Origin of the sequence: uncultured Coprobacter sp. (genome assembly GCF_947855755.1) — a bacterium.
Lineage (GTDB): Bacteria > Bacteroidota > Bacteroidia > Bacteroidales > Coprobacteraceae > Coprobacter.
In genome coordinates this window covers 321,994-347,932 of record NZ_CANUAR010000001.1, presented here as the reverse complement: position 1 = coordinate 347,932, position 25,939 = coordinate 321,994, and the positions used below count along the sequence as shown (strand labels likewise).

Below are 25,939 nucleotides of genomic sequence, written 5' to 3'. Positions count from 1 at the left end.
TTTTTCTGTTTTTATTTATCAGATAGTCTGCTATCCTCCTCATAAAAACAAGAAAACATTCTCAAAAGCGATACTCAAAGCCGATCCGGATAAAATTTAAACAGGCTTAATACCTGTAATCCGGACGTCGTTAATTCGGGATATTGTCTTGCGTTTCGGTATTTATACACGTACTTTAACGATAACTTTTTTGAAGTTTCCTTCGGCGATACCGGGAGCATGCCCGTCTTCAGGAAAGAATATGGCAAATTCTCCGGGCTGCACCTGTATATAAGTAGTCGGAGTGTCAGCGAAGAATGTTATGTCTTTTTCCTCATTATAAGGTTGTGTTATCTTTTTCAATTCTTTTGTCGCTTTCCAGCCCATTGTTTCAGTTGCGGTCAAAGGCATCTGTATGTCGATATATTTATTGTGAGTTTCCATTTTAGCAGCATCTTTGCTTTTTCCCGCAGGTTCTGCTATGGAAACATATAAATCATCTCCGTTGAGAACTATTTTCCCGGCTTCTTTGGTAGAAAAATCGGTCGATTTTAGAAAATCGAATGCTTTTTTAAATAACGGATGCAACTGTTCGATCGAAGCGGAGTTGCTAAGAGAATCTAAGATCATGATGTTTGTTTTTTTAATGTCTTAATTTAGTAACCGGACATCTTGTTTTTAGAGTTTGTTTCAATTTTCCCAGAATACATTTTCAGCCTTTTGAGTTTCCTCCCGGTTTTTCTCCATTCCCGTACACCATATTCTGTTATGTCTTATTCGGAACAGAGAAGTATCTTTGGAAACAACTCTCAAAGAATGTCTGTACAAAATTTGAACAGGCTCTTGAATGTCCGTAGTTATGCAAATTTATAAAAATATTTGAGATAAGCATTATCTTTTCAAATCTTTTATTATCCGTGTATCAAGGAAATCGTTTAAGAGCCTGTTTAAATTTTCCGAGAAAGTAATTTAAACAGATTTTGAAATGGATAAATAAGGTCGATACTTTATTGTCATTTAAAATGTTTTATTAATTTTGTAATGAATAAAATTACTAATACTATGAAAAATAAATTGTTATGCTTTTGCCTCGTTTTATTAGTCTCTTCTGTTTATGCACAAATGGATTATCAACCTTCTTCAGGAAATCTTGAGGCTCGAGAAGAATTTCGAGATAATAAATTCGGTATTTTTGTTCATTATGGTATTTACAGTATGTTGGCCAATGGAGAGTGGGTTTTGGAAAACGAAAAGTTGAGACAGTCGGAGTATGCCAAGTTGGCGGGGGGATTCTGCCCTTCTCGTTTTGATGCAGCTCAATGGGTTTCTGCATTTAAGGCATCAGGTGCGAAGTATGTTTGTTTTACAACTCGACATCATGACGGATTTTCGATGTTCGATACCAAGTTCAGCGATTATAATATTGTAAAAGCGACTCCCTTTAAACGGGATATTGTTAAAGAGTTGGTCGATGAGTGTCATAAGCAGGGGCTGAAGATACATTTTTATTATTCTCATGCCGATTGGGGACGTGAGGATTATCCAGTAGGGAGTACCGGCAAAAATACAGGACGTCGGATGAAAGAAAATTGGGATTCGTATTATAAATTTATGAATAACCAATTGACGGAATTGCTTACAAATTATGGACAGGTAGGGGCGATTTGGTTTGATGGGCATTGGGATCAGGATAAAGATTTTGATTGGCGTCTCCCCGAACAATATAATTTGATTCATCGTTTGCAACCGGACTGTCTGATCGGGAATAATCACCATCTTGCTCCGATAAAAGGTGAGGATATTCAGATTTTTGAAAGAGATTTGCCGGGTGAAAACAAAGCTGGATTCTCGTCCGGTCAGCCTGTCGCTTCATTGCCTCTTGAAACTTGTGAAACGATGAATTCCACTTGGGGTTACAGTATAAAGGATGATAATTACAAATCTGTTGAGACGCTTATACACCTTTTAGTTAAGGCTGCCGGGAAAAATGCGAATTTGCTTTTGAATGTCGGTCCGCAACCGGATGGAAAACTTCCGGATGCTACGGTAGAGCGATTGAAAGGGATCGGAGATTGGATGCGAATATACGGAGAGACGTTATACGGTACACGAGGAGGAATTGTGAGGGATTGGGGTGTTACGACGAAAAAGAAAGATAAATTATACGTGCATATTCTGGATTGGAAGGATAAGGTGCTTTTTCTTCCGGTTACGGATGTGGTAATAAAGAAGGCGTTTGTGTTTAAAGACAAGTCTAAATTGTCATTTATTCAGAATAAACAGGGAGTGATTTTGCAGTTACCTGAGTTGCCTTCGGAAATTGATTATATTGTAGAGCTTCAGCTGAAGGATTGATGTATTATTTTTTAGGACTTGTCTGAATTTACTTATCAGGAAATTCAGACGAACTATATAAATATGCACTTAAAAAGAGGACAAAAAAGATGACAAGTGAGCTTTTCAGGTTCTTGCTTGCCGTCAGCTGTTTCTTCAGCTGTCCGATGATCGTCTTCTACTGTTTCAAGAGCATGACGGTTTCAGAAGTCATCTTGTAAACGGGAGGATTGTGGCTATCTTAAAGTTTCGGTTTTTTTTGATATGCATATACTTTTACCGGGATTTCGGTTTTTATTCCTGATTTTAGAACAATATCTTTAGATCCGTATACGTTTTGATCTTCGGATGATAAGTATATTGTTCCTTCGAAATCCAGTGAAGAATGTAGACTTACTGTTACATAAATATCCGTATCAGTAGCCGGTTCTATGGATACGTCGAGATTTTGGTATCCCGGGTTTTCGGGATGATATTCTCATTGCGAACCTCTCTGATATATTGTGTGTATGCATTTAAGTATTCTTGCAATGCTTCGGGTATTTTTTCTGTATCGAAAGATTGCTCAAAGGAATATCCTATGATGGATGAAATTTTATCGTCACCGGCAATAATTACAAATCCGTTTTGATATCGAGGGGTGAATATATAAAATTCCGGATCGTTTTCTACCGATCGTACACGGTTGTTGGTAATTGTTTGTTGAGGGGTATAGACCAAATCTATTAAAATAGCTTCATTTTTATTTGTTGTTCGGTTTTTCTTATAGAAAGAGTTATTTTGAAAAAAATCGGATGCAATGTTTTGTGCTTGTTTTAAAGTGACAGGAGCAGAATATGAGTAAAGTATTGTAAGTGAGAAAAAGAGAAAAAAAATGAAGTGTCTCATACAAAAAAATTATTAGTTTAAAAATTCTGTTTTTGCAAAAATAAAATAGTTTTTAAAATTTATTTTGTTATTATATATAGATGAGTCATATATTATTATATAAATCTTTTTATCGATTATTTTTCAACATAATAAACCATTTTATTCTTTTTTAGTCTGTATTTAATGTGAATGTAATTCGTTGATTAAGCTGTTCCATATTATTTTGGAACAATTATTTTTATTCTGTGAAAATGTAGGATAGTGTAACATCTCATTTCTATAAAATGCAATATTTCTTTGTCAGCGGCTATTATTTTGTCTAACAATTAAATAAGAATTTATGGGTTCATCAAATCTTTCTCCGGAAACGGAGCGAATTGTCTTTCTCGATTATTTACGAGTATTTGCTATGTTTTTAGTATTTGGCGTGCATGCATCGGAAAGTGTTTATTCTGACGGTACGTTAAATTTTTTATTTAAAAATGAAACTGACAGACTTAGTGTTTCATTTATGAGTAGTTTTTCTCGTTATGGAGTCGATTTGTATGTAATGGCGTCTGCATTTCTTTTGTTACCGCTTAGAACTGACAGTAAGACCTTTTTTAGACGGCGTTTCACTCGAGTTGTCATTCCTTTTGTTTTTTGGTTATTGATGTATGCATTTTTGCCCTGTTTATGGGGGGCATGCGATGTTGCCCAATTGAAAGATTATCTCGTACAATTATGTGTAAATACAATTCCGCCAGCTAACCATTTGTGGTTTATATATATGCTTATCGGACTTTATATGTTGATGCCAATCTTGTCTCCGTGGCTTAAGCAGGTGAGTCGTAGAGGAGAAGAATGTTTTTTGCTGGTATGGTTGTTGACAACGGTGATCTCTTTTGTTCATGACCGTTTTGGCTATATGTATGGAGAGATGCCCGGGTATCCTTACGGAATGTTTTATTATTTTTCCGGATTTATCGGATTTTTGGTATTGGCCCATTATATTCGCAATTATGTAAACTGGTCGATGAAAAAAACTCTGATTATTTCTATCCCGTTATTTTTAGTCGGTTATGCTATGTGTGTGTATTCATTTTATGATCGTTCGTTTTATGTCGATTGTGTCGAAGATTTGGAGCACGGCTGGGATAATACCGGTATGGCAACGGTTATGATGGCTATCGGAGCATTTATGCTGATCAAAAAGATTACATATTCTAAAGGGTTTCTTTATAAATTGGTAAAAGATATTTCTCTTAAAAGTTATGGTATGTATTTGGTACATATGATGTTTCTTCCATTTATATATGCTTATTTGAGTTCTGTTGTATCAACTCCGTGGACTATATTTCTGTCGGTTTTAATTACTTATGTTGTAAGTTATTTAGCTGTAAAATTAATTTCATTTATTCCGAATAGTAAATATATCATTGGATAAAGAAAAAAGAGAGGGGCTCGAAGTCCTTCTCTTTTTTTCTTGTGATAATCGGCTTTACTTTTTTTAGTATAAAAAGTAGTGTTTTTTGTAATCATGAGTATAATAAATAATTCGGGTATGGATAAAAGAAAGGAGAATAAAAGAATCACGTAGTTTGCTAAAACCTGAGCACGAGTAAATTAATTACGGAAAAAATTCTTTATATTATATATGTTTTATAACAGAATTATTATCTTTGCACACAAATTAAAAAATCTATTTATTACAACATGGCGAATGTGATAAAGTTAAAAAAAGGCTTGGATATACCTTTAGAAGGAAAACCGGTCAAGGAGGTTGTTGATGCTCCGAAAAGTGAGTATTATGCTCTTATACCGGATGACTTTCACGGGGTAATTCCTAAGGTAATTGTAAAAGCCGGAGATCATGTAGATGCGGGAACACCGTTGATGTATGATAAAAATCGCCCGGAAGTGAAGTTCGTTTCTCCGGTTAGCGGAGAAGTCGTAGCAGTAAACCGGGGAGAACGACGTAAAGTGTTGGATATAACGATAAAGTCTGATAGTAAGCAGACTTATGTCGATTTTGGAAAAGTCGATTTGACGAAACTCTCAGGAGAGCAAGTGAAAGAGATTGTTCTCGATGCCGGATTATTTCCATTCATTAAACAGCGTCCTTATGATATAATCGCCAATCCGCAAGTATCTCCTCGTGATATTTTTATTTCAGCTTGGGACTCAGCTCCTTTAGCTCCTGATTTCGCTTTTGTATTGAAGGGAGAAGAGAAAAATTTTCAGGCAGGATTGGATGCGTTAAAGAAGATGACGACAGGAAAGGTTTATGTCGGTATGTCAGCTCAAAATACGGTTGATATATCTGGGGCGGAAACTGTTCTCTTTGAAGGACCGCATCCTGCCGGAAATGTCGGAGTTCAGATACAGCATATTGCGCCGATTTGTAAAGGTGAAGTTGTTTGGACACTAAGTGCTTTTGACGTACTGTTGATAGGTCGGTTTTTTAATACCGGGAAAGTCGATTTTTCTCGAATCGTTGCAGTAACAGGATCGGAGATCGTTAAGCCGATGTATGTGCGTACTGTTGCGGGGGCTCGATTAGACAGTATATTGGAAAACAACGTCAAGAAGAGTAGTTATAACCAACGTTTTATAAGTGGAAATGTTCTTACAGGAACGAAAGTCGATCCGATGGGATATTTACGGATGCCTCACAGCCAGTTGACTGTTATACCTGAAGGTGATGATTGTAATGAGTTTTTCGGATGGGCAACTCCCGGATTTGATAAGTATAGTGTAAGTCACAGTTATTTTACGTGGTTGTTGGGTCGGAAAAGAGAGTATGTTTTTGATGCTCGTTTGCATGGAGGTGAACGGGCTATTATTATGTCAGGGGAGTATGATAAAGTATTCCCTATGGATATTTTACCAGAGTTTCTGATTAAGGCAGTTATTGCTTTTGATATTGATAAAATGGAAAATCTCGGCATCTATGAAGTTGCTCCGGAAGATTTTGCATTATGTGAATTTGTTGACACATCGAAACTTGAAATTCAGAAGATTATCCGTAATGGACTCGATCAGTTGATGAAAGAGATGAATTAAGCAGACATAAACCTATTTAAATAAAACTTACATTGAAAGCTTTAAGAAATTATATCAATAGAATTAAGCCTAATTTTGAACCGGGCGGGAAGTTCTCGATGTTTCAATCTGTATTTGAAGGATTTGAAACATTCCTTTTTGTCCCGAATACTACATCAAAATCAGGTGTGCATATTCATGACAGCATTGATACGAAACGTACTATGACTGTAGTGATTATTGCTTTGCTTCCGGCTTTGTTGTTCGGAATGTATAATGTCGGTTATCAGCATTATTTGGCGATAGGAGAGTTGACCCGGACCGGATTCTGGATGACTTTCCTTTTCGGATTTTTAGCCGTACTTCCTAAGATTATCGTTTCTTATGTCGTCGGATTAGGAATCGAATTTGCTGTGGCACAAATGCGGGGACATGAAATTCAGGAAGGTTTTTTGGTTTCGGGGATTCTTATTCCTATGATTGTTCCTATCGATACTCCGTTATGGATGATTGCGGTAGCTACGGCTTTTGCAGTTATTTTTGCTAAGGAAGTGTTCGGCGGAACTGGAATGAACGTGTTTAATGTTGCCTTGATTACTCGGGCGTTCCTTTTCTTCGCTTATCCGTCTAAGATGTCCGGCGACTCTGTTTTTGTTCGTACTTCCGATACATTCGGTTTAGGAGCTGGTCAAGTTGTAGAAGGTTTTTCCGGAGCAACTCCGTTGGGGCAGGTTGCAACATATACGGCAGCCAATGGTGATCTTACTTTAGTGAATATTTTGGGAGAAAAAATTTCTACTTTAGATTCATTTTTAGGCCTTATTCCCGGTTCTATCGGGGAGACTTCTACGTTGGCTATTTTGATTGGTGCGGCAATTCTTCTTTTTACAGGAATAGCGAATTGGCGGATCATGCTTTCTGTTTTTGTAGGAGGCTTGTTTATGGGATATATTGCGAATCTTTTTGCTTCACCGACATATCCCGGTTCATTCCTTTCTCCATTGGATCAGATTTGTCTCGGCGGATTTGCTTTTGCTGCCGTGTTTATGGCTACTGATCCGGTAACGGGGGCGCGTACGACATTAGGGAAATATATATATGGGTTCTTGATCGGAGTTATTGCCATAATTATCCGTGTATATAATAATGGTTATCCTGAAGGAGCTATGTTAGCGGTATTGCTGATGAATGTTTTCGCTCCTCTGATCGATTATTTCGTTGTAGAAGCGAATATGAAAAAGAGATTGAAGAGAGCTAAAACTAACGCATAAAAAGAGAGAATCATGAACAAGCAGAGTAATGTATATACAGTAATATATGCTTCGGTGATGGTGATCGTTGTTGCCGCCGTATTAGCTTATACAGCTTTATTGCTGAAAGAACCGCAAACTAAAAATGTGGAAATCGATAAAATGAAACAGATCTTGAGTTCGGTGAATATTGCATCCGATGCGACAAATGCTCAGGAACTGTATAAAAAGTATATAGTAAACACTTATGTGATTAATGCTGCCGGAGAAAAAATCGATGGGGTAAATGCGTTTGACGTAAATACGGCTAATCAGGTGAAAAAAGCCTCATCGGATAGAGAGTTGCCGGTCTTTGTCTGTCGATTGGAAGATGGTTCTGAAAAGTATATTATTCCGATGAATGGCGCTGGATTGTGGGGACCTATCTGGGGATATGTTTCTGTCGATAAAGATGGAAATACCATTTATGGAGCTTATTTTGCACATCAGGGCGAAACTCCGGGATTGGGTGCTGAGATCGAGAAACCTATGTTTTCAGATCAGTATAAAGGTAAGCATTTATTTATTGACGGTGAATTTAAATCGATTGCTGTAGAGAAAAAAGGACAGAAACCTGTCGATGGAGCTGAATATGTAGATGCTATTTCAGGGGGAACAATTACGAGTAAAGGTGTACAAGATATGATGAAAAACAGTCTTGAACCATATCAGAATTTTTTTAAGTCATTAAAATAAGCGGAGAAATAGATATGTTATCCAAGAAAAATAAAGAAGTCCTTTTAGGTCCGCTCTCTAAAAATAATCCGGTCATAGTACAGATACTGGGTATCTGTTCGGCTTTGGCTGTGACGGCAAAATTAGAGCCGGCTTTTGTTATGGCAATTTCTGTAACGGCTGTTGTCGCTTTTGCCAATGTGATAATCTCGTTGTTACGCAATACGATTCCTAACAGTATTCGTATTATTGTTCAATTGGTTGTTGTCGCTGCGTTGGTGATCATTGTCGATCAGGTGTTAAAAGCTTATGCTTATGATGTAAGCAAGCAGCTTTCGGTGTTTGTAGGATTAATTATAACCAACTGTATATTAATGGGACGTCTTGAGGCATTTGCGTTGGGGCATGGCCCGTGGGAATCTTTTCTTGACGGAATAGGTAATGGTATCGGTTACGGACTGATTCTTGTTATTGTGGCTTTTTTCCGTGAGTTGTTAGGTTCTGGTACTCTTTGGGGCTATCAAGTCGTTCCTGACATATTCTATAAATGGGGTTATGAAAATAACGGGTTGATGATATTGCCTCCGATGGCATTGATTACGGTAGCGTGTATTATTTGGATACATCGTTCCCGGAATAAAGATTTGCAGGAGAAATAACACATAATTAAATACGGTAGAAAATGGAAAATTTGAATCTGTTTATTCGGTCTATATTTATAGACAATATGATATTCGCCTACTTTTTAGGTATGTGTTCTTATCTGGCGGTTTCTAAAAATGTGAAAACGGCGATAGGTTTGGGTATTGCGGTGACATTTGTTTTGACAATTACCCTTCCTGTGAATTATTTGCTTGAGAACTATATATTGAAATCGGGAGCTCTTTCTTGGTTAGGAGAGGAGTATAAAGATGTCGATCTGAGTTTCTTAAGCCTTATTTTGTTTATTGCCGTTATTGCCTCTATGGTACAGTTGGTAGAAATGGTAGTTGAGAAATACTCACCTTCCCTATATGCTTCGTTAGGAATATTTTTGCCACTAATTGCAGTGAATTGTGCTATTTTGGGAGGATCGTTATTTATGCAACAGCGTGAATTTCCGAATGTAGGTACGGCTACCGTGTATGGCATCGGTTCCGGTATCGGTTGGATGCTTGCAATTGTAGGTATTGCTGCAATTCGTGAAAAACTGGCATATTCGAATGTTCCGGCTCCTCTTCGGGGTATTGGTATTACTTTTATTATAACCGGACTGATGGGGATTGCTTTCATGAGTTTTCTGGGGATTAAACTTTAATTGTATTCTAAAATTATAAACGATGATCGAATTAATGATGAGTAATCTCACTATATTGGCGGCAGTCGTAATCTTTTTGATATTGACTCTTTTGCTAGTCGCAATATTATTGCTTGCCAAAGCTAAGTTGACTCCTTCCGGAGAATTGAAGATACGTATCAATGGAGAGCGGGAGGTGACTACTCCTGCCGGTTCTACGTTGTTATCTTCTTTGGCAGCGAATAAGATATTTTTACCTTCTGCTTGCGGTGGCGGCGGAAGTTGTGGTATGTGTCGCTGTCAGGTAGAAGAAGGCGGTGGCGAAATTCTCCCTACAGAAGTAGGCTTTTTTACCCGAAAACAGATTAAAGATCATTATCGTCTGGCTTGTCAGGTAAAAGTAAAGAATGATTTGGAAATAAAAATACCGCAATCTGTATTGGGTATTAAGAAATGGGAATGTGAAGTCGTTTCGAATAACAATGTGGCATCCTTTATTAAGGAGTTTGTCGTTCGTTTGCCTGAAGGAGAAACGTTAAATTTTCAACCCGGTAGTTATATTCAGATTGATGTCCCTAAATATGATATTAAGTTTACAGATATGGATATCGATGAAAAATATCGTGATGAATGGGATAAATATAAAATGTGGGGATTAGTTTGTAAAAACGATGAAGAAACTTATCGGGCTTATTCCATGGCGAATCATCCGGCAGAAGGAAATATCGTTATGCTGAATATTCGTATTGCGACACCGCCGTTTGATCGAAATACCGGAACATGGGCGGCTGGTATTAAACCGGGTATTTGTTCTTCCTATATTTTTTCACGTAAACCCGGAGATAAAGTTACCGTTTCAGGGCCTTATGGTGAATTCCATATTTTGAATACAAAAAGAGAAATGTTATATATTGGTGGAGGGGCAGGTATGGCACCGTTGCGCTCGCATTTGCTGCATCTGTTTAAAACATTGAAAACCACGGATCGTAAGATTTCATACTGGTATGGAGCTCGTTCTCGCCGAGAGATTTTCTATGAAGAAGATTTTAGAGCTATCGAACGTGATTTCCCGAATTTCTCTTTCCATATCGCTTTGTCCGATCCTCAACCTGAGGACGATTGGACGGGTTATACAGGATTCATCCATCAGGTTATTTATGATCATTATTTGAAAGATCATGATGCTCCGGAAGATATTGAATATTATATGTGTGGTCCTGGTCCTATGGCTAATGCCGTAAAGAAAATGTTATGGGATTTGGGAGTTCCCCGTGAAATGCTGATGTATGATGATTTTGGTGCATAATTGACTGTATGAAATATATTGAATACCCGAAGTTTTGCTTCGGGTATTTTTTATCACCGATTTTACAAGTTATTTTCGGGTATATGTTTCTATCGAAAAATTTAGACAGACTGTTATCTTTTCTTACATTTGTGTGCTTATTTAAAGAATTGGTAAATAAAAAAATTCATGAACCGGAAAATCTTTTTTTCTTTATTAGTCGGTGTTTCGGTAATGGCCGAGACTACATTTGCTCAGACTTTTGGCGGCATAGATGATGCAATGATGCAGGAAATAAAAACTGCTTATAAAAATACGTCTGCAGATAAGGCTATACGTAATGCTTTAAATGCTAATAGTGTACAAAAACTGGCTGTAAGTGCAAATCAATCGGATGTTGTAGATGGATATTTTTCTGATCGAGTATATTCCCGAGGTGTTACAGACCAAAAAGCTTCAGGTCGGTGTTGGTTATTTACTGGCTTGAATGTATTTCGGGCAAAAATAATAGATAAATATAAATTACCCGAATTTGAATTTTCCCAGAATTATAATTTCTTTTACGATCAGTTGGAGAAAGCAAATTTATTTCTTCAAGGAGTTATCGATACACGTCAGAAGCCGATGTCTGATCAAATGGTTGAGTGGTTATTTAAGAATCCGTTGAGCGATGGAGGACAGTTTACCGGAATATCTGATATTATCGGAAAATATGGAGTCGTTCCGAAAGAGGCTATGAATGAGACATTTGCCAGCAATAACACTTCGCAGATGGCTTTTCTATTAAAACTTAAATTACGGGAGTATGGTCTACAACTTCGAGAGTTACCTGCCCAGACAGATATGGAGGATATAAAAAGAAAAAAAATAGAGATGTTGGGTACTGTGTATCGAATGTTAGTGTTAAATCTCGGAGAACCGCCGCTTGAATTTACTTGGACAAGAAAAGACATGAATGGGAAACCTGTGGAGACTAAACAATATACACCGAAATCGTTTTATAATGAATATATAGGAAAAGATTTGACAAACGGATATGTTATGTTGATGAATGATCCGACGAGGGAGTATTATAAGTTGTATGAAATAGACTATGATCGTCATATGTATGATGGTTATAATTGGAAGTATGTAAATCTTCCCGTAGAAGATATAAAAAAAATGGCGATCGCATCTATAAAGGATAGCACGGCAATGTATTTTTCTTGTGATGTAACAAAATACCTAAATCGGGATAAAGGAACTTTAGATTTGAATAATTATGATTATGAATCATTGATGGGTACTACTTTCGGAATGAATAAAAAACAGCGTGTGCAATCTTTTGCGAGCGGCTCTTCACATGCGATGACTTTAGTTGCCGTAGATCTGGATGATTCGGGAAACCCGGTAAAATGGTTATTGGAAAATAGTTGGGGGGCAACTAATGGATATAAAGGACATTTGATAATGACTGATCGTTGGTTTGATGAGTATATGTTCCGTCTTGTTGTAGAGAAAAAATATGTTCCTAAAAAAATATTGAATATTCTGAGTCAGACTCCGGTACGTTTACCGGCTTGGGATCCGATGTTTGCTCCGGAAGAATAATAAATTGTGGATATGGATACGATTCGTTGGGGGATTATAGGTTGTGGAGATGTCTGTGAAAAGAAAAGCGGACCGGCATTTTATAAAATAGAGCATTCTGAGCTGAACGCTGTAATGAGGCGGGATGCTGTAAAGGTCAAGGATTTTGCTCGCAGGCATCATGTTCAGAAATATTATACCGATGTTCAGGATATAATTTCTGATCCGGATATAGATGCGATATATGTCGCTACGCCGCCGAATACGCATAAAGAGTATTCTATAAAAGCAATGCGTGCAGGCAAGCCTGTATATGTGGAGAAGCCGATGGCGATGAATTATGAGGAATGTTGTGAAATGATCATGGTTGCTCGTAAGACCGGACAAAAACTTTTTCCTGCGTTTTATCGTCGTGCATTACCGTATTTTGTGCAAATTAAGTCTTTATTGGAGGAACAGGTTATTGGGAAAATTCTTTTGGTTACAGCTTCTCTTGATAAGACTCCGTTAGATTCAGATCTTATCCCGGATAAGCAATCTTGGCGGTTGGATCGGCAGATTGCAGGTGAGGGTTATTTTTATGATCTTGCTCCGCATACATTCGATATTCTTGATTTCCTTTTGGGAGAAATTGTAGATGCGAAAGGTTTTTCTGCTAATCTTGCAGGTCTTTATGATGCGAAGGATACATTTTCTGCCTCTTTTTATTTTAAATCGGGAATAATAGGTTCGGGACATTGGAGCTTTGCTGTTGCCCCGAATATAGAACGAGATATAGTAGAAATCATCGGTACGAAAGGAAAAATTGTTTTTAGTATGTTTTCTTTTGCTCCTATACGGTTGGAGACAGATTTTGGTGTCAAATCTTTTGAATTTATTCTTCCGGAACATATCGAACAGCCTTTGATTCAGAAAGTCGTAGACGAATTAAGAGGAGTTGGAAACTCTCCTTCGACAGATGAAAGCGGAGCACGTACTGCCAGAGTGATGGATTGGATTTTAAAGGGAAAATGAAGTTCTGATTAAAAGAGTGGGTACTACTGTTTTTTATGGATTATTTTTGTTTGGCAATAATTATAAATACGGTTAAGAAGTTGCTGGAAGATATACGCAATTAAAATACTTGTCAACAAATATAAGATTCCGACTGGTACTTCGAGATTTTGTTCTACGATTTTTTCTTCACCGATGAGACCGAAAAAAGCTCCTCGTATAAATGAATGAATAGCAAACAGGTAAAAAGATATTTTACCCATAAATTCCCAAAATGATTTGATCGGAAAGTTTCGGAAAAGAGGAATGAATGCTAAAGGGAACAAAAGAGATGAAAATAACCAAAAATAAGCATTGACATTACTGCATAAAAATAGGATCATTAATATGACAGGAATTAATGGTTTACATGTAATAGATAGAGGATTTTTGGCGTAATAAATGCCTAAACAGAATATCGGTAACCACCCTATGCAATTGTATCGTAAACGGAATAAAATATTTTCCCAGCCGCAAAATATGGTTGTAGCTTGTATAAGCAATACAGATAAACTCACTATAAATAGAAATCGGTTACTTTTTTTATGTAATAAAAAAATGTAGATAATATATAATTGCAATATAGCGCCGAAAAACCACCATGGACCGCTAACAACAAATTCTTTACCGGGAATTAACGTTTGTGTAAATGTTATGATCGATAAATATTCTCCGATATGATCGGTCAATGTTTCCCATAAACCATTTCCGTATTTTATCATCTTGACGAACAAAGAGAGAGGAATTAATGGTATTATAACTTTCCAGAAACGTAATATTCTTTTCCAAATGAAATGTATTTTCTCTGTATTGGAAAATTCTTTAGACGAATATTTTATCGTTAATCCATATCCACTGAGAAATATAAATAAAGCGACTCCGTAATGTCCGAAAAAAGAAAAAAAGTCGGTAAAAAGGGAAGTGATGCTTATCGGGGAAAAGGAATCTATAGCGGATTTAAGGTAATAATTGGTGTTTTCGATGTTGAAAGAAAATTCATTTTCGATAGAAGCTCCGGGTAATACATGGTAAAAATTGTGCAGAACAATCAAAAGAATAGCCATTCCTTTGAATCGATTTGTATCGTTGTATGATATGGGAGAAATAAGCATTATAATGTGTTTATCGGTTAAGAATAGAAAAGCATGAAAAATTTTTTTCATGCTTTGAATTAGGAGTGACCCCGACAGGACTCAAACCTGTGACCTTCAGAACCGGAATCTGACGTTCTATTCACTAAACTACGGGGCCAAATGCGTGGCAAAAGTAAGAAATATTTGTAGCTTTGCAAAAAGTTTTCACGAAAAGTTTTTAATGCCTATGGATGTTCGTATAGAGAAAAGTTGGAAAGATCGGTTACAGAATGAGTTTGATAAACCGTACTTTGAGCAGCTTACTGATTTTGTTCGTCACGAGTATAGAACGTCAACTGTATATCCTCCTGGAAATCAAATGTTCAGAGCTTTTGACATCTGTCCTTTTGATAAGGTAAAAGTTGTTATTTTAGGGCAAGATCCTTATCATGAACCGCGTCAGGCACACGGTTTATGTTTTTCAGTGAATGATGGGATTCCGTTTCCGCCTTCTCTTCTCAATATTTTTAAAGAGATTGAGTCTGATCTTGGCATTCCTATGCCAAAAAGCGGAGATTTGACTCGTTGGGCTGATCAAGGTGTTTTGCTTTTAAATGCTACGTTAACAGTGAGAGCTCATCAAGCTGGGTCTCATCAGAATAAGGGATGGGAACAGTTTACGGATGCCGTTATTCATCGATTGGCAGAAGAGCGAGAACACCTTGTCTTTATTCTGTGGGGATCATATGCACAACGTAAAGGAGATTTTATTGATCGTTCAAAGCATTTGGTTTTAAAATCTCCTCACCCGTCTCCTTTGTCTGCACATAGAGGCTTTTTCGGTAATGGGCATTTTAGTAAAGCAAATGCATATTTAAAGGAACATGGAATAGAGCCTATTCAATGGTAATAGAAATAGAGGAGAGATGGATATAAATGTAGAAGAAAGGGTGCAGAAAGCCGTAGATCTTTTTAAAAGTGGATATAATTGTTCTCAATCGGTTTTTCTCGCTTATAATGACCTTTTTGCTATTGAAGATACTTTAGCGGCTACGTTGTTAGCTCCGTTGGGCGGAGGTATGGGACGGCTGAGGGAGGTTTGTGGAGCTGTTTCGGCGTCTTTTATGATAATGGGTCTTAAATATCCGGCAAATAATCCGAATGATAAGCCGGCAAAAATTCGTAATTATACCGCAGTTCAGGAGCTTGCTGCTGAATTTAGGAAAAAAAACGGATCTATTGTCTGTCGGGAATTGTTAGGATTAGTTCAAAAACAGGATGATCCTATACCCTCAGATCGCACGGAAGCATATTATAAGCGTCGTCCTTGTGCCGATTATGTGGCAGTTGCAGCGCGTATTGTCGGGGAAAAATTGAAGAGTGAATAGCGGATATAATAATCAAAAAAATAAATAGGTTCTAAGAGAGCTTGTCGAAATTTTCCGGTAACTTCGACTTTTTTTGAATCTCTTTTTTGTTTCCGGGTGTCGTGAAGCTCATTGTGCTCCTTATCGGAGCTGAGGGACATTCTCGAAAAAAGTTTTCAAAAAATATCTGGGCAAAATTTCGACAGGCTCTTAGTTTATTTTTATTATTATAAATGATTGCGATGCCTATGATCTTGTATCGTTTTTTGGTGCTCTTTCCATGCGTTGTATTGCTCTTCAGTTAGAATCTTTTTAAGTTTTTTTTCTCTTTTCTGAGCCTCTTTTTTCAATTTTGCGGGGTCTAATGGTTCAGGATGATGTCTCATCGGATCTTTTCCGTTAAAAGAATCTCTCATAGGAGGACGATCGGGAAATTTTTCCTGATTTCTGTCATGCATAGGGGGAGGCATTATCCTTTGTCTGCCCTTTCGTTGGGCATCGATCGATTTAGCCTCTTTCAAATTTAGTTTGAATATTTTTTTGAATTGTTTTTCCGACAGTTGTAGAAGTTTGTCCATCTGTTCTGTCTTTTTCCTGGCTGTTAATTCCGGTGATAGTTGTTCCTGTGGAAAGTCTCTTTTTTCAAATGTTTGGGCTGTGGTATCGGTTATGATATTACAGCAAAGCAATCCGAATAGTGTAAATATAATTTTGTGATTCATCTTATTTATATGTTTTGAGTTCGTCCGTGAAAATATTTCTCTTTAAGTGTTTCGACAATATAAATAGATGTAGACAGCTTTTTTATAGATAAAATGCTTGTTTTTTATATGATAAAGAAAAGCGGAGAATAAATTTTATTCTCCGCTTTTCTTTATCACTTGTTTTTAATAGAATCAAATTGTGATACCGATAATTCCTTTATCGGAACTTTCAATGAAATTGATCAAATATTTGATTTCCGGACTTTCAGGAATCAATTCCTTGATTCTGAGAAGAGCATTTTCGAGACTTGTACCGCATTGGTATATTTGACGATATGCCTTCGCAATATCGTCTACTATATTGTCCTTAAATCCTCCGGCTTTAGACATCAATACCGCGTTGATTCCATAATAAGTAATCGGATTGTGAGCAGCGACAATAAAAGGAGGTACGTCTTTGTTGGCACGGCAACCGTCCCGTAAAAGAGACCAACTACCCACATGGCATCCGTGTTTCAGAATAACACCGCTTCCCAATATTGCTTTATCATCAAGTTTACAATTTCCTGCGGTTTTAGTGCCATTTCCTAAGATACAATCATTCCCGATATAAGTATCATGGGCGATATGTACACCTTCTAATAGAAAGTTTCCATTACCGATAACAGTACTATCTCCTTTATTTGTTGCACGGTTGATAATGACTTTTTCCCGAATTGTATTGTTGTCTCCGATGATTAAAAGAGTTTCATCGCCTTTAAATTTGAAATCTTGTGGCGCGGCTCCGACGATTGCAGCTTGGTAAACGATATTGTTATTTCCCATACGAGTCCCATCCAGAATACTGGCATAAGGCATAATCGTACAATTGTCACCGATCTCTACATTTTTATCGATGTACGCAAACGGGTGAATAGTGACATTTTTCCCGATTTTTGCGCTTGAATCGATATAAGCTAATGGACTAATCATATTACATGGAATTTAGGGTTAATTTATTCTGTTCGTCCTCCACCTAATGCGTGGTATAAATTTACGACAGCTTGTATGCGTTGGAACTCATCCGATATTCCGGATAATTGGGCGCTTAACAATGATTGCTGTGCCGTAAGAACTTCTAAATAAGTAGAAGTTCCTAAAGTTAGCAATTGTTGTGTATATTCGACCGATTTTTCTAAGGAATTTATTTGTTTTTCCCGTTGGATGGTCTTCTCGTTAGCTGCTTGATATTGATAAAGGGCATTGCTGACTTCACTTCCTGCATTTAGTATAGATTGCTGGAAATTGAGAGCTGCAATCTCTTGTTGCGCTTTGGCTGTTTTCAGTTTTGCTAAGTTAGCACCTCGATAAAATAAAGGTTGAGTCAAAGTTCCAAGAGCAGACATGATCATTTTGGGGACATCGAAAATCGGCATCCCTGTGACACTATTTGTCCATCCTAACGTTCCTGTTATAGATATTTGTGGATAGAAAGCCGATCGTGCTTGATTTGTACTGTAATAAGCTCCGGCCAAAGACATTTCAGCAGCTTTTACATCTGGACGATTAGCTAATAATTGTATAGGAACTCCGGAATTAAGTACTTCGGGAAGTTTTTGTTCTTCTAATGTTCCTCTTTTGATTTTTTGCGGAGCTTCTTTAAGAACGAGAGAAAGAGAATTTTCTGTTTCTCTGATTTGTTGTTTCAAATCAGGTATTGAAGCTTTGATCATATAACTGTTGGCTTCGCTCTGTACGATTGCCGCCTCATTAACCATTCCGGCTTCTTTCATCGACCGCATGGTCTCGATACTTTTATCCCAGATGATAGAAGTTTCTTCGGTTATAGCCAATTGTTTGTCCAACATCAGTAATGTGTAGTAGCAATTTGCAATTGTTGCTATTACCTGTGTTTGTACAGCCTGTTTATAAGCTTTACTTTGTAATAAAGCCACTTTGGCACCTCGCTTTGAATTAAGAAGTTTCCCGAACAAGTCGATCTCCCAACTTGCAGATATAGGGAGCGTATAAGTCCAGCTTCTTTTAGATCCTTCTAAATGGCTGACTCCTCCTTGTGGTGCAATTGCAAGAGAAGGAGCATAAGCCAGCCGTGCCGACATAAGTCCGGCTTCGGCTGCTTTTACATTTTGTATTGCACTTTGTAGATCCGTATTTTGCTCTAAACCTAATCGGATGAGAGCTTGTAATTGGGGATCAGTGAAGACTTGTTCCCAAGGTAAATTACCCATATTCGTCGTATCCGAAGCGAGAGTATCGTTATCTGATACCGGATCTCGATACAACCCTTGCATGTCCACTTCAGGACGATCATAGGATTTATATATGTGACAGCTACTCATCATGGCTGTCAGACATACAGTATATAAAATTATTTGTTTCTTCATCTTTTTTTCTTTAATGTGAAAACCTTTATTTGGTATATTGTTCAATCTCTGCCTCGATCTCACTATTGTCCGTATCGTGCCATTCGATAGGTTTGAATTTTTCTTGTATTATTTCAAATATAACGAAAAGGGCAGGTACGATAAAGATCTGACAAATCATACCGATGAACATACCTCCTACAGCTCCTGTTCCTAACGTGCTGTTTCCGTTTGCTCCTACACCGTGAGCGAACATCATGGGAAGAAGTCCTATAACCATAGCCAAGGATGTCATAAGAATAGGACGTAAACGAGCTGCTGCTCCTTGTATGGCTGAATCGACGATGCTCATACCCGTTTTTCTACGGTCAAGGGCAAATTCGACGATAAGAATTGCGTTCTTTGCCAACAATCCGACCAACATGATTAGAGCGATTTGCAGGTAAATATTGTTTTCTACACTCATCATCCGGGCGAAAATGAAACTTCCTGCTAATCCAAATGGTATGGAAAGTATTACTGCCAACGGAAGAATATAACTTTCATACTGGGCACTTAATAACAGATATACGAAAACAAGACATAAAGCAAAGATTATCACTGTGGTATTTGCTCCGGTACTTTGTTCTTCCCTTGTTATACCTGAAAATTCGTATCCATATCCGACAGGTAATGTTTCGGCAGCTACTTCTTCTATGACCTTGATCGCATCTCCTGAGCTGACTCCGGGAACGGGTGAACCGTTTACTTTCATAGAAGTGTACATGTTGAAACGAGTGATATTGTCCGGACCATATACTTTCTTTAATGTCACAAATTGAGTAATCGGAGCCATTTCATTACCGTTGCGCACTTTGATACTGTTTAGTGTTTCCGGACTGATACGGCTTTGCGGATCAGCTTGGATCATAACACGGTATAGTTTACCGAAACGGTTGAAGTTTGAAGAATACAAACCTCCGTAATATCCTTGTAATGTAGTGAGGATATCTTTCGGACTGATACCGGCTTGCTTACATTTTGCCGCATCGATGTCGATCATGTATTGGGGGAATACCGGGCTAAATGCTGTTTGCGCTGCGGCAATTTCCGGACGTGCATTCAGCTTTGCAAGGAAATTTTGAGCAACTTCGAAGAAATCGTTCAAGTCTCCTCCGGTTTTGTCTTGTAAATTGAGCTCGAAACCGCTACTTACTCCATAACCCGGAATCATAGGAGGTGCAAAGAAAAGAATCTGGCCTTCATTAAATGTTTGGGCAGCTTTCCCATATAACATTTTAATGATATTATCCGAACTTTCTTCCGAGCTACGCTCTTTCCAATCTTTTAGTTTGACGATGATAGATCCATAAGAATTACCCTGTCCTGCAACAAAGTTATATCCCGTAATTTGAGTTCGCCCTTTTACGGCCGGGATAGCAGCGATCATGCTGTCAACTTTTTGCATCATGGCATCGGTACGTTCCATAGATGTTCCGGGAGGCATAGATACCATAGCAAAGATTGTTCCTGTATCTTCGTTGGGTACTAACCCTGTCGGGGTTGATCTCATCAAGAAAACTAATACTATAACGCTAAGAGCTACCGTTCCCATAGAAAGCCATTTATGATTTATGAAGAACGATGTCTGGCGTTTATATTTTTTGAGTACAATATCGTATGCCGTGTTGAAAGAAGTGTGAAAACGGTCTATTAAACTCATTTTCTTTTCTCCTTCTTTCTGATGAGGTTTCAGGAACAAAGCACATAATGCCGGACTAAGGGTCAACGCATTGATAGCTGAGAACCCGATGGCTATGGCCATAGTCAATCCGAATTGGCGGTAGAATGTACCGGATGTACCTCCCATAAAACTTACAGGGATAAATACGGACATCATTACCAATGTAATAGAAACGATAGCGCCTCCTAATTCACTCATGGCATCGATGGAAGCTTTACGGGATGATTTATATCCCTGATCAAGTTTCGCATGGACGCCCTCGACGACGACTATCGCATCATCGACGACTATCGCAATGGCAAGCACCATAGCACATAGTGTCAACAAGTTCAAACTAAATCCGATCAGGTACAAAGCAAAGAATGTACCGATGAGGGCTACCGGGATAGCGATAGCCGGGATCAATGTAGAACGGAAGTCTTGTAAGAATATATATACTACGAAGAATACGAGAATAAATGCTTCGATTAATGTTTTGATAACCTCTTCGATAGAGGCGAAAAGGAAGTCATTGGCATTTAATAAGACTTCGGTTTTTATTCCTGACGGGAATTGTTTTTCCGCTTGAGCAAGATATGCTTCTATATCTTTGATGATTTGGGTTGCATTCGATCCGGCTGTCTGGAATATGATCGTGGTTACACCGGTATGCCCGTTGACTTTGTTGTCGAACCCGTATGTCAATCGTCCGAGTTCAATGGTAGCAATGTCCTTTAATCGTAGAATTTCTCCGTTTTCAGTAGCTTTGATAACAATGTCTCCAAACTCTTCTTCGGTTTGTAAACGTCCCTTATATCGCATGACATATTGAAACGACTGATTTCCGTTTTCACCGAATTGACCTGGTGCAGCTTCGATGTTTTGTTCTGCTAAAGCGGCGGATACGTCGGTAGGCATCAATTTATATTGTGCCATGACATCCGGTTTCAACCAGATACGCATGGAATAGTCTGCACCCATCACCATTGCATCTCCGACACCGGGAATACGTTTTACTTCAGGTATGATATTAATATTTGCATAGTTTTCGAGAAATTTTATATCGTATCGATCATCTGCACTATAAATAGCAAATCCTAACAACATACTGGTTTGACGTTTCTGTGTCGTCACACCGATTTGGGTAACTTCTGACGGCAAGAACCCTTGAGCTTTGGTAACACGGTTTTGTACGTTTACGGCAGCCATATCCGGATCTGTTCCCTGTTTGAAATAGACCTCGATACTTGCCTCACCGTTATTAGAAGCCGTTGAGGTCATATACATCATGTTTTCTACCCCGTTTATCTGTTCTTCCAGAGGTGCGATTACACTATTCAATACAGTTTGGGCATTAGCTCCGGTATAAGTTGCTGATACACGTACGGTAGGGGGGGCGATATCCGGATACTGTGTAATAGGTAAGGATACCAACCCTAATATTCCCAAAATGACTATCAAAATGGAAATAACCGTCGAAAGCACAGGGCGGTTTATAAATCTATCTAGCTTCATATCTTTATTATACTGTTTATGAATTTATTATTTATTTTTCCCGGCAGCTTGTGTTTGTGTCATCGCTTTCAGTTTAGCTGCAGCTTCTTCGGGTGAGATCGGTTTTATTTGAGCACCGTCTTTCAGGGTACCTGCACCTTCAAGAACAATTCTGTCTCCCGCTTTCAGTCCTGACGTTACTACAAAGTTTTTCCCGTCATCTACATTTAGGATTTTTATTTCCGTATTTTTTACGGTAGAGTCATCTTGTACGATATATACAAATCGTTTATCTTGCATTTCGTATGTTGCAGCTTGTGGAACTAAAATGGCTGAATCAAGCTTTATCGGAACAAGTATATCTCCTGTATTTCCGCTACGAAGCAACTGGTCGGGATTTTGGAATGCAGCGCGCAAGTTGGAAGTTCCTGTTGATTGATCTATGATTCCGCTGATTGTAGCGATTTTTCCTTTTTTACTATACAAAGTTCCGTCGGATAATTTTAGTTGTACTTCCGGAAGATTTTGTACCAAATTGTTTGCTCCATGTTCACGTGCCAATTCGAGAATTTGTTTTTCGTTTAATGAGAAATAGGCAAACATCTCGGAGTTATCGGAAACGGTCGTTAATGGAGTTGCCGAGCTAGGACTTACCAAACTTCCTACACGTAGGGGAATTGTACCGACAACACCGTTAGACGGACTGACCACCTTAGTATATGATAAATTTTGTTTGGCATTGATTAATTGAGCTTTTGCTTGTGCCAATGCTGCTTTTTGAGTAGCCAGAGTATTGAATGCCATTTGTTTATCATAATCGCTGATAATGTTCTTTTTTGCCAGTTCCGCTTTGTTGTCTGCTGTTAGTTGGGCTGTAGCCACATTAGCTTCAGCAACTTTAACTGCTGCTTCGGCAACTTTAACTGCTTCTTCATATTGGACAGGATCTATAACGAATAGAAGTTGTCCTTTGTGAACAGTTGCACCTTCATCTACACAAAGTTGTGTAATGAATCCGCTGACATTAGGTCTGATTTCTATATCCTGACGACCCTTGATTGTTGCCGGATAGGAAGTATTCAGTTCTACTGATTCCGGTTGTAAAGTGGTGACAGGGTATTCTTTTACCATGTTAAACCCACTTTGTTGTTGTTTACCGCATGAAAAAAGTGACAAGCATATTGCTGTCGATAAAATTACTCGTTGTGATTGAATAATCATAGCTTTCCGAATTTTCATATTTGTCTTAATATTGATATATCTAATACCTATTTTTTAAAGAAGGAATAGAATGTATTGTGCCGTTACGGAATCGACTTCCCTACGTGAATTTACCAATCTTCTATACCTTAAAAATTCAAACAATCTAAATTTGGGTACAAATGTACCGTGATAAAAGGAATTGTATTTTGATATATGTCAAAAATATTTCTTTTCAGATTGTAAATCTCGTTAAATGCTGTGTTAAATTAACGATTTTGACTCTTATAAATTAACATATCGGTTAATTTATTTAAAGCGGATATTTTTCAGAACGTATTCGGCTGATCGTTTCTTGGGTGATTCCTAAGAATGAGGCGATTTGTCCTAATGTAGCTCGTTGTAATAAACGAGGGTAACGTGTCACGACCCATTCATACCTTTCACGGGCGCTTCTGCATTGTAAATTGATGATTCTTTCTTCCAGAAAATAGCTGTAATCGAGCAGAATGCGGTTTATGCGTTGTGCTGTTGTAATATCTTTTATTTTTAAAGGCTGTGAAAATAAATTGATATTTATGGTTATTACATAAGAATCTTCGAGGAACTCGATGATTTTAGGCAGTTCGGGCTTATTGATTTGCGAATTGAGGCAGAGGATCAAGTCTTGATCAAAAGCAAATGAAAAAGTAATCTCTTTTCCATCTTTAAGATAAAAAACCCTGGCGCCGCCTTGGGAGATAATATATATATGCTCTTCGATCTCTTTTACACTACTGATAATTTCTCCTTTTTTGTAGAAATTTTCCGATAATATGGATTTTAATTTCTCTCTGTCTTCTTGGGGCAAAACTGAAATCGATTCATTTAGATAATCGATATTGTTATATTTTAACTCCATGTGCCGCATTTATTGATTGTTCGCAAATATAGAGAATATAAACGGTAAAGAATGCAAGTTCTTCTTAAAAACGTCTATAATATAAAAATCTGTAAAACTTTAATTTTCGGCGATAAAGACCGGTACATGAATTTGTGTTTCAGGTTCGAACCCAAACCAATAGTTTCCCGATTTGTAAGGCAGGCGGCAAAGTTTTAGGGAATCTTTATATTTCCCTTGTAAAATATTCCATGCAGACGGGGGATTTTGATGTTTTGTCATGACTCTTTCCGCAGGAGCTTTTTTTAAGGAAAGTCCGGCAGTAATCCATGCAACAGACACGTGGATAGTATGTTCGGGATATACCTGTTTACAAAAGTCATAAAGGAGCAAACCTCTTTTCTCTATACTTAAAGGCTTATCTATTACATCGGAAGCGATAAGAAAGTTCAAAAAACTTTTTAAAAATCCGGGTTCTGATAATATCATTTGGCGTGTGATCTTTTGCCAGACAGGAGTGTTGTAGTAACCATCAAGTAGCCGGGATAATTGTCTTGCGTATTGTAATTCTTCGGTGGTTATTTCGTTTGTTTCCAATACTTCGTATGGAGGATAAGGAGAATAACGGATACCCCATTCTTTCGCTCTTTTGCGCATTTCTGTTCCGGGTAGAACTTTTAATGATTCAAGTTGAATTTCTCCAGCTCCGAAATGGGCGAGGACATGGACGTCTTCGAATATTTGTTCTAACTTGTATAGAGGAAGTCCGGCTATCAGGTCGGCATGTGTTTCCATGTTGGTTAAAGAACATAAATATCTCAGCCCTTCGAGAGAGCGTTGTAAATCTCCTGATCGTTGGCTTTGCATAAGTACGTTTTTATGCAAACTCTGTATTCCTGCTTCAAGGTGCAGACTGCCGTGAGGCATATCTGCTAATGCTGTTTTAAGTTCGTCGGTCAGTAATGCCGGATGAATTTCAAGGTGAAATCGAATTTCCGGAAATTCTCGAAAAAGATTCAGTAATTCCAGAGCACGTTTGTTGTTGTAATTGAAAGTCCTGTCCAGTACCCTGACGTTTTGTATTTTATGTTGCTGTATTATTTGCAATCTTTTTCGGATTTGTTCTACATTGATAATGCGTACAGGTTTTTCTCCTCCGCTTACGCAAAAAGCACAAGTATTGAAACAACCGCGTGTAGTTTCTAATTGAACGAACGGTTTCTCCCAATTGAAAAATTTGCTTTTTTCGGGAGGAATCAGTTTTTCAAAATTCCGTACACGAGCTATCCCCGTATCTATATATTGTTTTTGGGAATCGAGAAAACAAATCCCCTCTATCGTATTCCACTTTTCAGGGTTATCCCATATTTGTAGCCAAAGAGGAATGTTTTCTTCACCTTCACCTCGAAATACGCAGTTTACAAATGGGGTTGAAAGTAAAAAATCTTTGTTATTTCCTAAAAATTCAGGTCCTCCCAGTATGACTTTACTATCGGGTAGTAAGGCTTTTAGCCTACAAATGATATGTAATAATGGTTCTTTATTAAACAACCATGCAGTTGCTGCGATAATATCAGGCTTGCATTTGGCGGCCGTTTTTACGATCATACCTATATTCTCATTGATAGTACAAGATACGATTTCCCATTCGATGTCCGGATTTTCCTTTATCTGTGCATGAATTGCCGGTAATGCCAGAGAAGCGTGGGCATAAGAACTGTTTAAATCTATCCAGAGAATTTTCATATTACATGATAACTTTTAATAAATTGCAAAGATACAAATAGCTAAACTATTTCATTGAATAATATGTTATAGCGTTA

22 protein-coding genes and 1 tRNA gene are annotated in these 25,939 nt (G+C 37.8%); 12 read left to right on the top strand and 11 right to left on the bottom strand.

Annotated features, from left to right (window positions below; genetic code table 11):
• Positions 1–162: 162 nt before the first annotated feature.
• A complete protein-coding gene (locus Q0093_RS01255; protein ID WP_294175769.1) occupies positions 163–609 on the bottom strand; it encodes a YhcH/YjgK/YiaL family protein in 447 nt (148 codons plus the stop codon).
• 432 nt (positions 610–1,041) lie between these two features.
• Here Q0093_RS01255 and Q0093_RS01250 point away from each other — a divergent pair, with 432 nt between their 5' ends.
• Entirely contained in the window at positions 1,042–2,334 is a 1,293-nt protein-coding gene (locus Q0093_RS01250) for an alpha-L-fucosidase (protein WP_294175771.1), read from the top strand.
• A gap of 408 nt (positions 2,335–2,742) precedes the next feature.
• Here Q0093_RS01250 and Q0093_RS01245 read toward each other — a convergent pair whose 3' ends face one another.
• On the bottom strand, positions 2,743–3,201 hold the full coding sequence (locus Q0093_RS01245; protein ID WP_297928159.1) for a Spi family protease inhibitor: 459 nt from the start codon (positions 3,199–3,201) through the stop codon (positions 2,743–2,745).
• Between the two features lie 322 nt (positions 3,202–3,523).
• Here Q0093_RS01245 and Q0093_RS01240 point away from each other — a divergent pair, with 322 nt between their 5' ends.
• The 9 genes from Q0093_RS01240 (at position 3,524) to Q0093_RS01200 (ending at position 13,315) form a co-directional block, all read left to right on the top strand.
• Complete coding sequence (locus Q0093_RS01240) at positions 3,524–4,609, top strand: acyltransferase (RefSeq protein WP_294175773.1); 1,086 nt, start codon at positions 3,524–3,526, stop codon at positions 4,607–4,609.
• A gap of 269 nt (positions 4,610–4,878) precedes the next feature.
• Positions 4,879–6,228 (top strand): Na(+)-translocating NADH-quinone reductase subunit A, encoded by a 1,350-nt coding sequence (locus Q0093_RS01235; RefSeq protein WP_297928158.1) that lies wholly within the window; start codon positions 4,879–4,881, stop codon positions 6,226–6,228.
• A 32-nt stretch (positions 6,229–6,260) separates the two neighbouring features.
• A complete protein-coding gene (locus Q0093_RS01230; RefSeq protein WP_294175775.1) occupies positions 6,261–7,478 on the top strand; it encodes an NADH:ubiquinone reductase (Na(+)-transporting) subunit B in 1,218 nt (405 codons plus the stop codon).
• Between the two features lie 12 nt (positions 7,479–7,490).
• Complete coding sequence (gene nqrC / locus Q0093_RS01225; RefSeq protein WP_294175776.1) at positions 7,491–8,192, top strand: NADH:ubiquinone reductase (Na(+)-transporting) subunit C; 702 nt, start codon at positions 7,491–7,493, stop codon at positions 8,190–8,192.
• An 8-nt stretch (positions 8,193–8,200) separates the two neighbouring features.
• The gene (locus Q0093_RS01220; RefSeq protein WP_195596314.1) at positions 8,201–8,830 is read left to right on the top strand and encodes an NADH:ubiquinone reductase (Na(+)-transporting) subunit D; all 630 of its coding nucleotides are present in this window, start codon (positions 8,201–8,203) and stop codon (positions 8,828–8,830) included.
• 23 nt (positions 8,831–8,853) lie between these two features.
• Positions 8,854–9,468: an NADH:ubiquinone reductase (Na(+)-transporting) subunit E gene (nqrE, locus tag Q0093_RS01215; protein ID WP_294175778.1), complete on the top strand. Its 615-nt coding sequence runs from the start codon at positions 8,854–8,856 to the stop codon at positions 9,466–9,468.
• A gap of 22 nt (positions 9,469–9,490) precedes the next feature.
• Positions 9,491–10,753: an NADH:ubiquinone reductase (Na(+)-transporting) subunit F gene (gene nqrF, locus Q0093_RS01210; RefSeq protein WP_297928157.1), complete on the top strand. Its 1,263-nt coding sequence runs from the start codon at positions 9,491–9,493 to the stop codon at positions 10,751–10,753.
• A gap of 213 nt (positions 10,754–10,966) precedes the next feature.
• Complete coding sequence (locus Q0093_RS01205; RefSeq protein ID WP_294175834.1) at positions 10,967–12,322, top strand: C1 family peptidase; 1,356 nt, start codon at positions 10,967–10,969, stop codon at positions 12,320–12,322.
• Positions 12,323–12,334: 12 nt separating this feature from the next.
• Positions 12,335–13,315 (top strand): Gfo/Idh/MocA family oxidoreductase, encoded by a 981-nt coding sequence (locus tag Q0093_RS01200; RefSeq protein ID WP_297928156.1) that lies wholly within the window; start codon positions 12,335–12,337, stop codon positions 13,313–13,315.
• Between the two features lie 23 nt (positions 13,316–13,338).
• On the opposite strand, the gene Q0093_RS01195 is transcribed toward Q0093_RS01200, so the two are convergent.
• Both Q0093_RS01195 and Q0093_RS01190 read right to left on the bottom strand, forming a co-directional pair.
• Positions 13,339–14,496, bottom strand: a complete 1,158-nt coding sequence (locus Q0093_RS01195; protein ID WP_297928155.1) for an acyltransferase family protein — start codon at positions 14,494–14,496, stop codon at positions 13,339–13,341.
• 15 nt (positions 14,497–14,511) lie between these two features.
• Positions 14,512–14,584, bottom strand: a tRNA-Arg gene (locus tag Q0093_RS01190).
• A gap of 69 nt (positions 14,585–14,653) precedes the next feature.
• On the opposite strand from Q0093_RS01190, the gene ung reads away from it, so the two are divergent.
• Entirely contained in the window at positions 14,654–15,316 is a 663-nt protein-coding gene (gene ung, locus Q0093_RS01185; protein WP_294175787.1) for a uracil-DNA glycosylase, read from the top strand.
• 16 nt (positions 15,317–15,332) lie between these two features.
• Positions 15,333–15,794 (top strand): C-GCAxxG-C-C family protein, encoded by a 462-nt coding sequence (locus tag Q0093_RS01180; RefSeq protein ID WP_297928154.1) that lies wholly within the window; start codon positions 15,333–15,335, stop codon positions 15,792–15,794.
• A gap of 206 nt (positions 15,795–16,000) precedes the next feature.
• Here the strand turns inward: Q0093_RS01180 and Q0093_RS01175 are convergent, their stop codons facing one another.
• The 7 genes from Q0093_RS01175 to Q0093_RS01145 all read right to left on the bottom strand — a co-directional run bounded on the left by Q0093_RS01175 (position 16,001) and on the right by Q0093_RS01145 (position 25,862).
• Positions 16,001–16,495: a DUF4890 domain-containing protein gene (locus Q0093_RS01175; protein ID WP_297928153.1), complete on the bottom strand. Its 495-nt coding sequence runs from the start codon at positions 16,493–16,495 to the stop codon at positions 16,001–16,003.
• A gap of 174 nt (positions 16,496–16,669) precedes the next feature.
• A complete protein-coding gene (gene lpxA / locus Q0093_RS01170) occupies positions 16,670–17,449 on the bottom strand; it encodes an acyl-ACP--UDP-N-acetylglucosamine O-acyltransferase (RefSeq protein ID WP_294175794.1) in 780 nt (259 codons plus the stop codon).
• Between the two features lie 23 nt (positions 17,450–17,472).
• Entirely contained in the window at positions 17,473–18,861 is a 1,389-nt protein-coding gene (locus Q0093_RS01165; protein WP_022390888.1) for a TolC family protein, read from the bottom strand.
• A gap of 25 nt (positions 18,862–18,886) precedes the next feature.
• Positions 18,887–22,057 carry an efflux RND transporter permease subunit gene (locus Q0093_RS01160; protein WP_294175796.1) on the bottom strand — a complete coding sequence of 1,057 codons (3,171 nt, stop codon included), beginning with the start codon at positions 22,055–22,057 and terminating at the stop codon, positions 18,887–18,889.
• 27 nt (positions 22,058–22,084) lie between these two features.
• Positions 22,085–23,275, bottom strand: coding sequence for an efflux RND transporter periplasmic adaptor subunit (locus tag Q0093_RS01155; protein ID WP_294175797.1), 1,191 nt, complete (start codon positions 23,273–23,275; stop codon positions 22,085–22,087).
• 274 nt (positions 23,276–23,549) lie between these two features.
• Positions 23,550–24,137, bottom strand: a complete 588-nt coding sequence (locus Q0093_RS01150; protein ID WP_297928152.1) for a Crp/Fnr family transcriptional regulator — start codon at positions 24,135–24,137, stop codon at positions 23,550–23,552.
• Between the two features lie 99 nt (positions 24,138–24,236).
• On the bottom strand, positions 24,237–25,862 hold the full coding sequence (locus tag Q0093_RS01145; RefSeq protein WP_297928151.1) for a B12-binding domain-containing radical SAM protein: 1,626 nt from the start codon (positions 25,860–25,862) through the stop codon (positions 24,237–24,239).
• Positions 25,863–25,939: the final 77 nt, after the last annotated feature.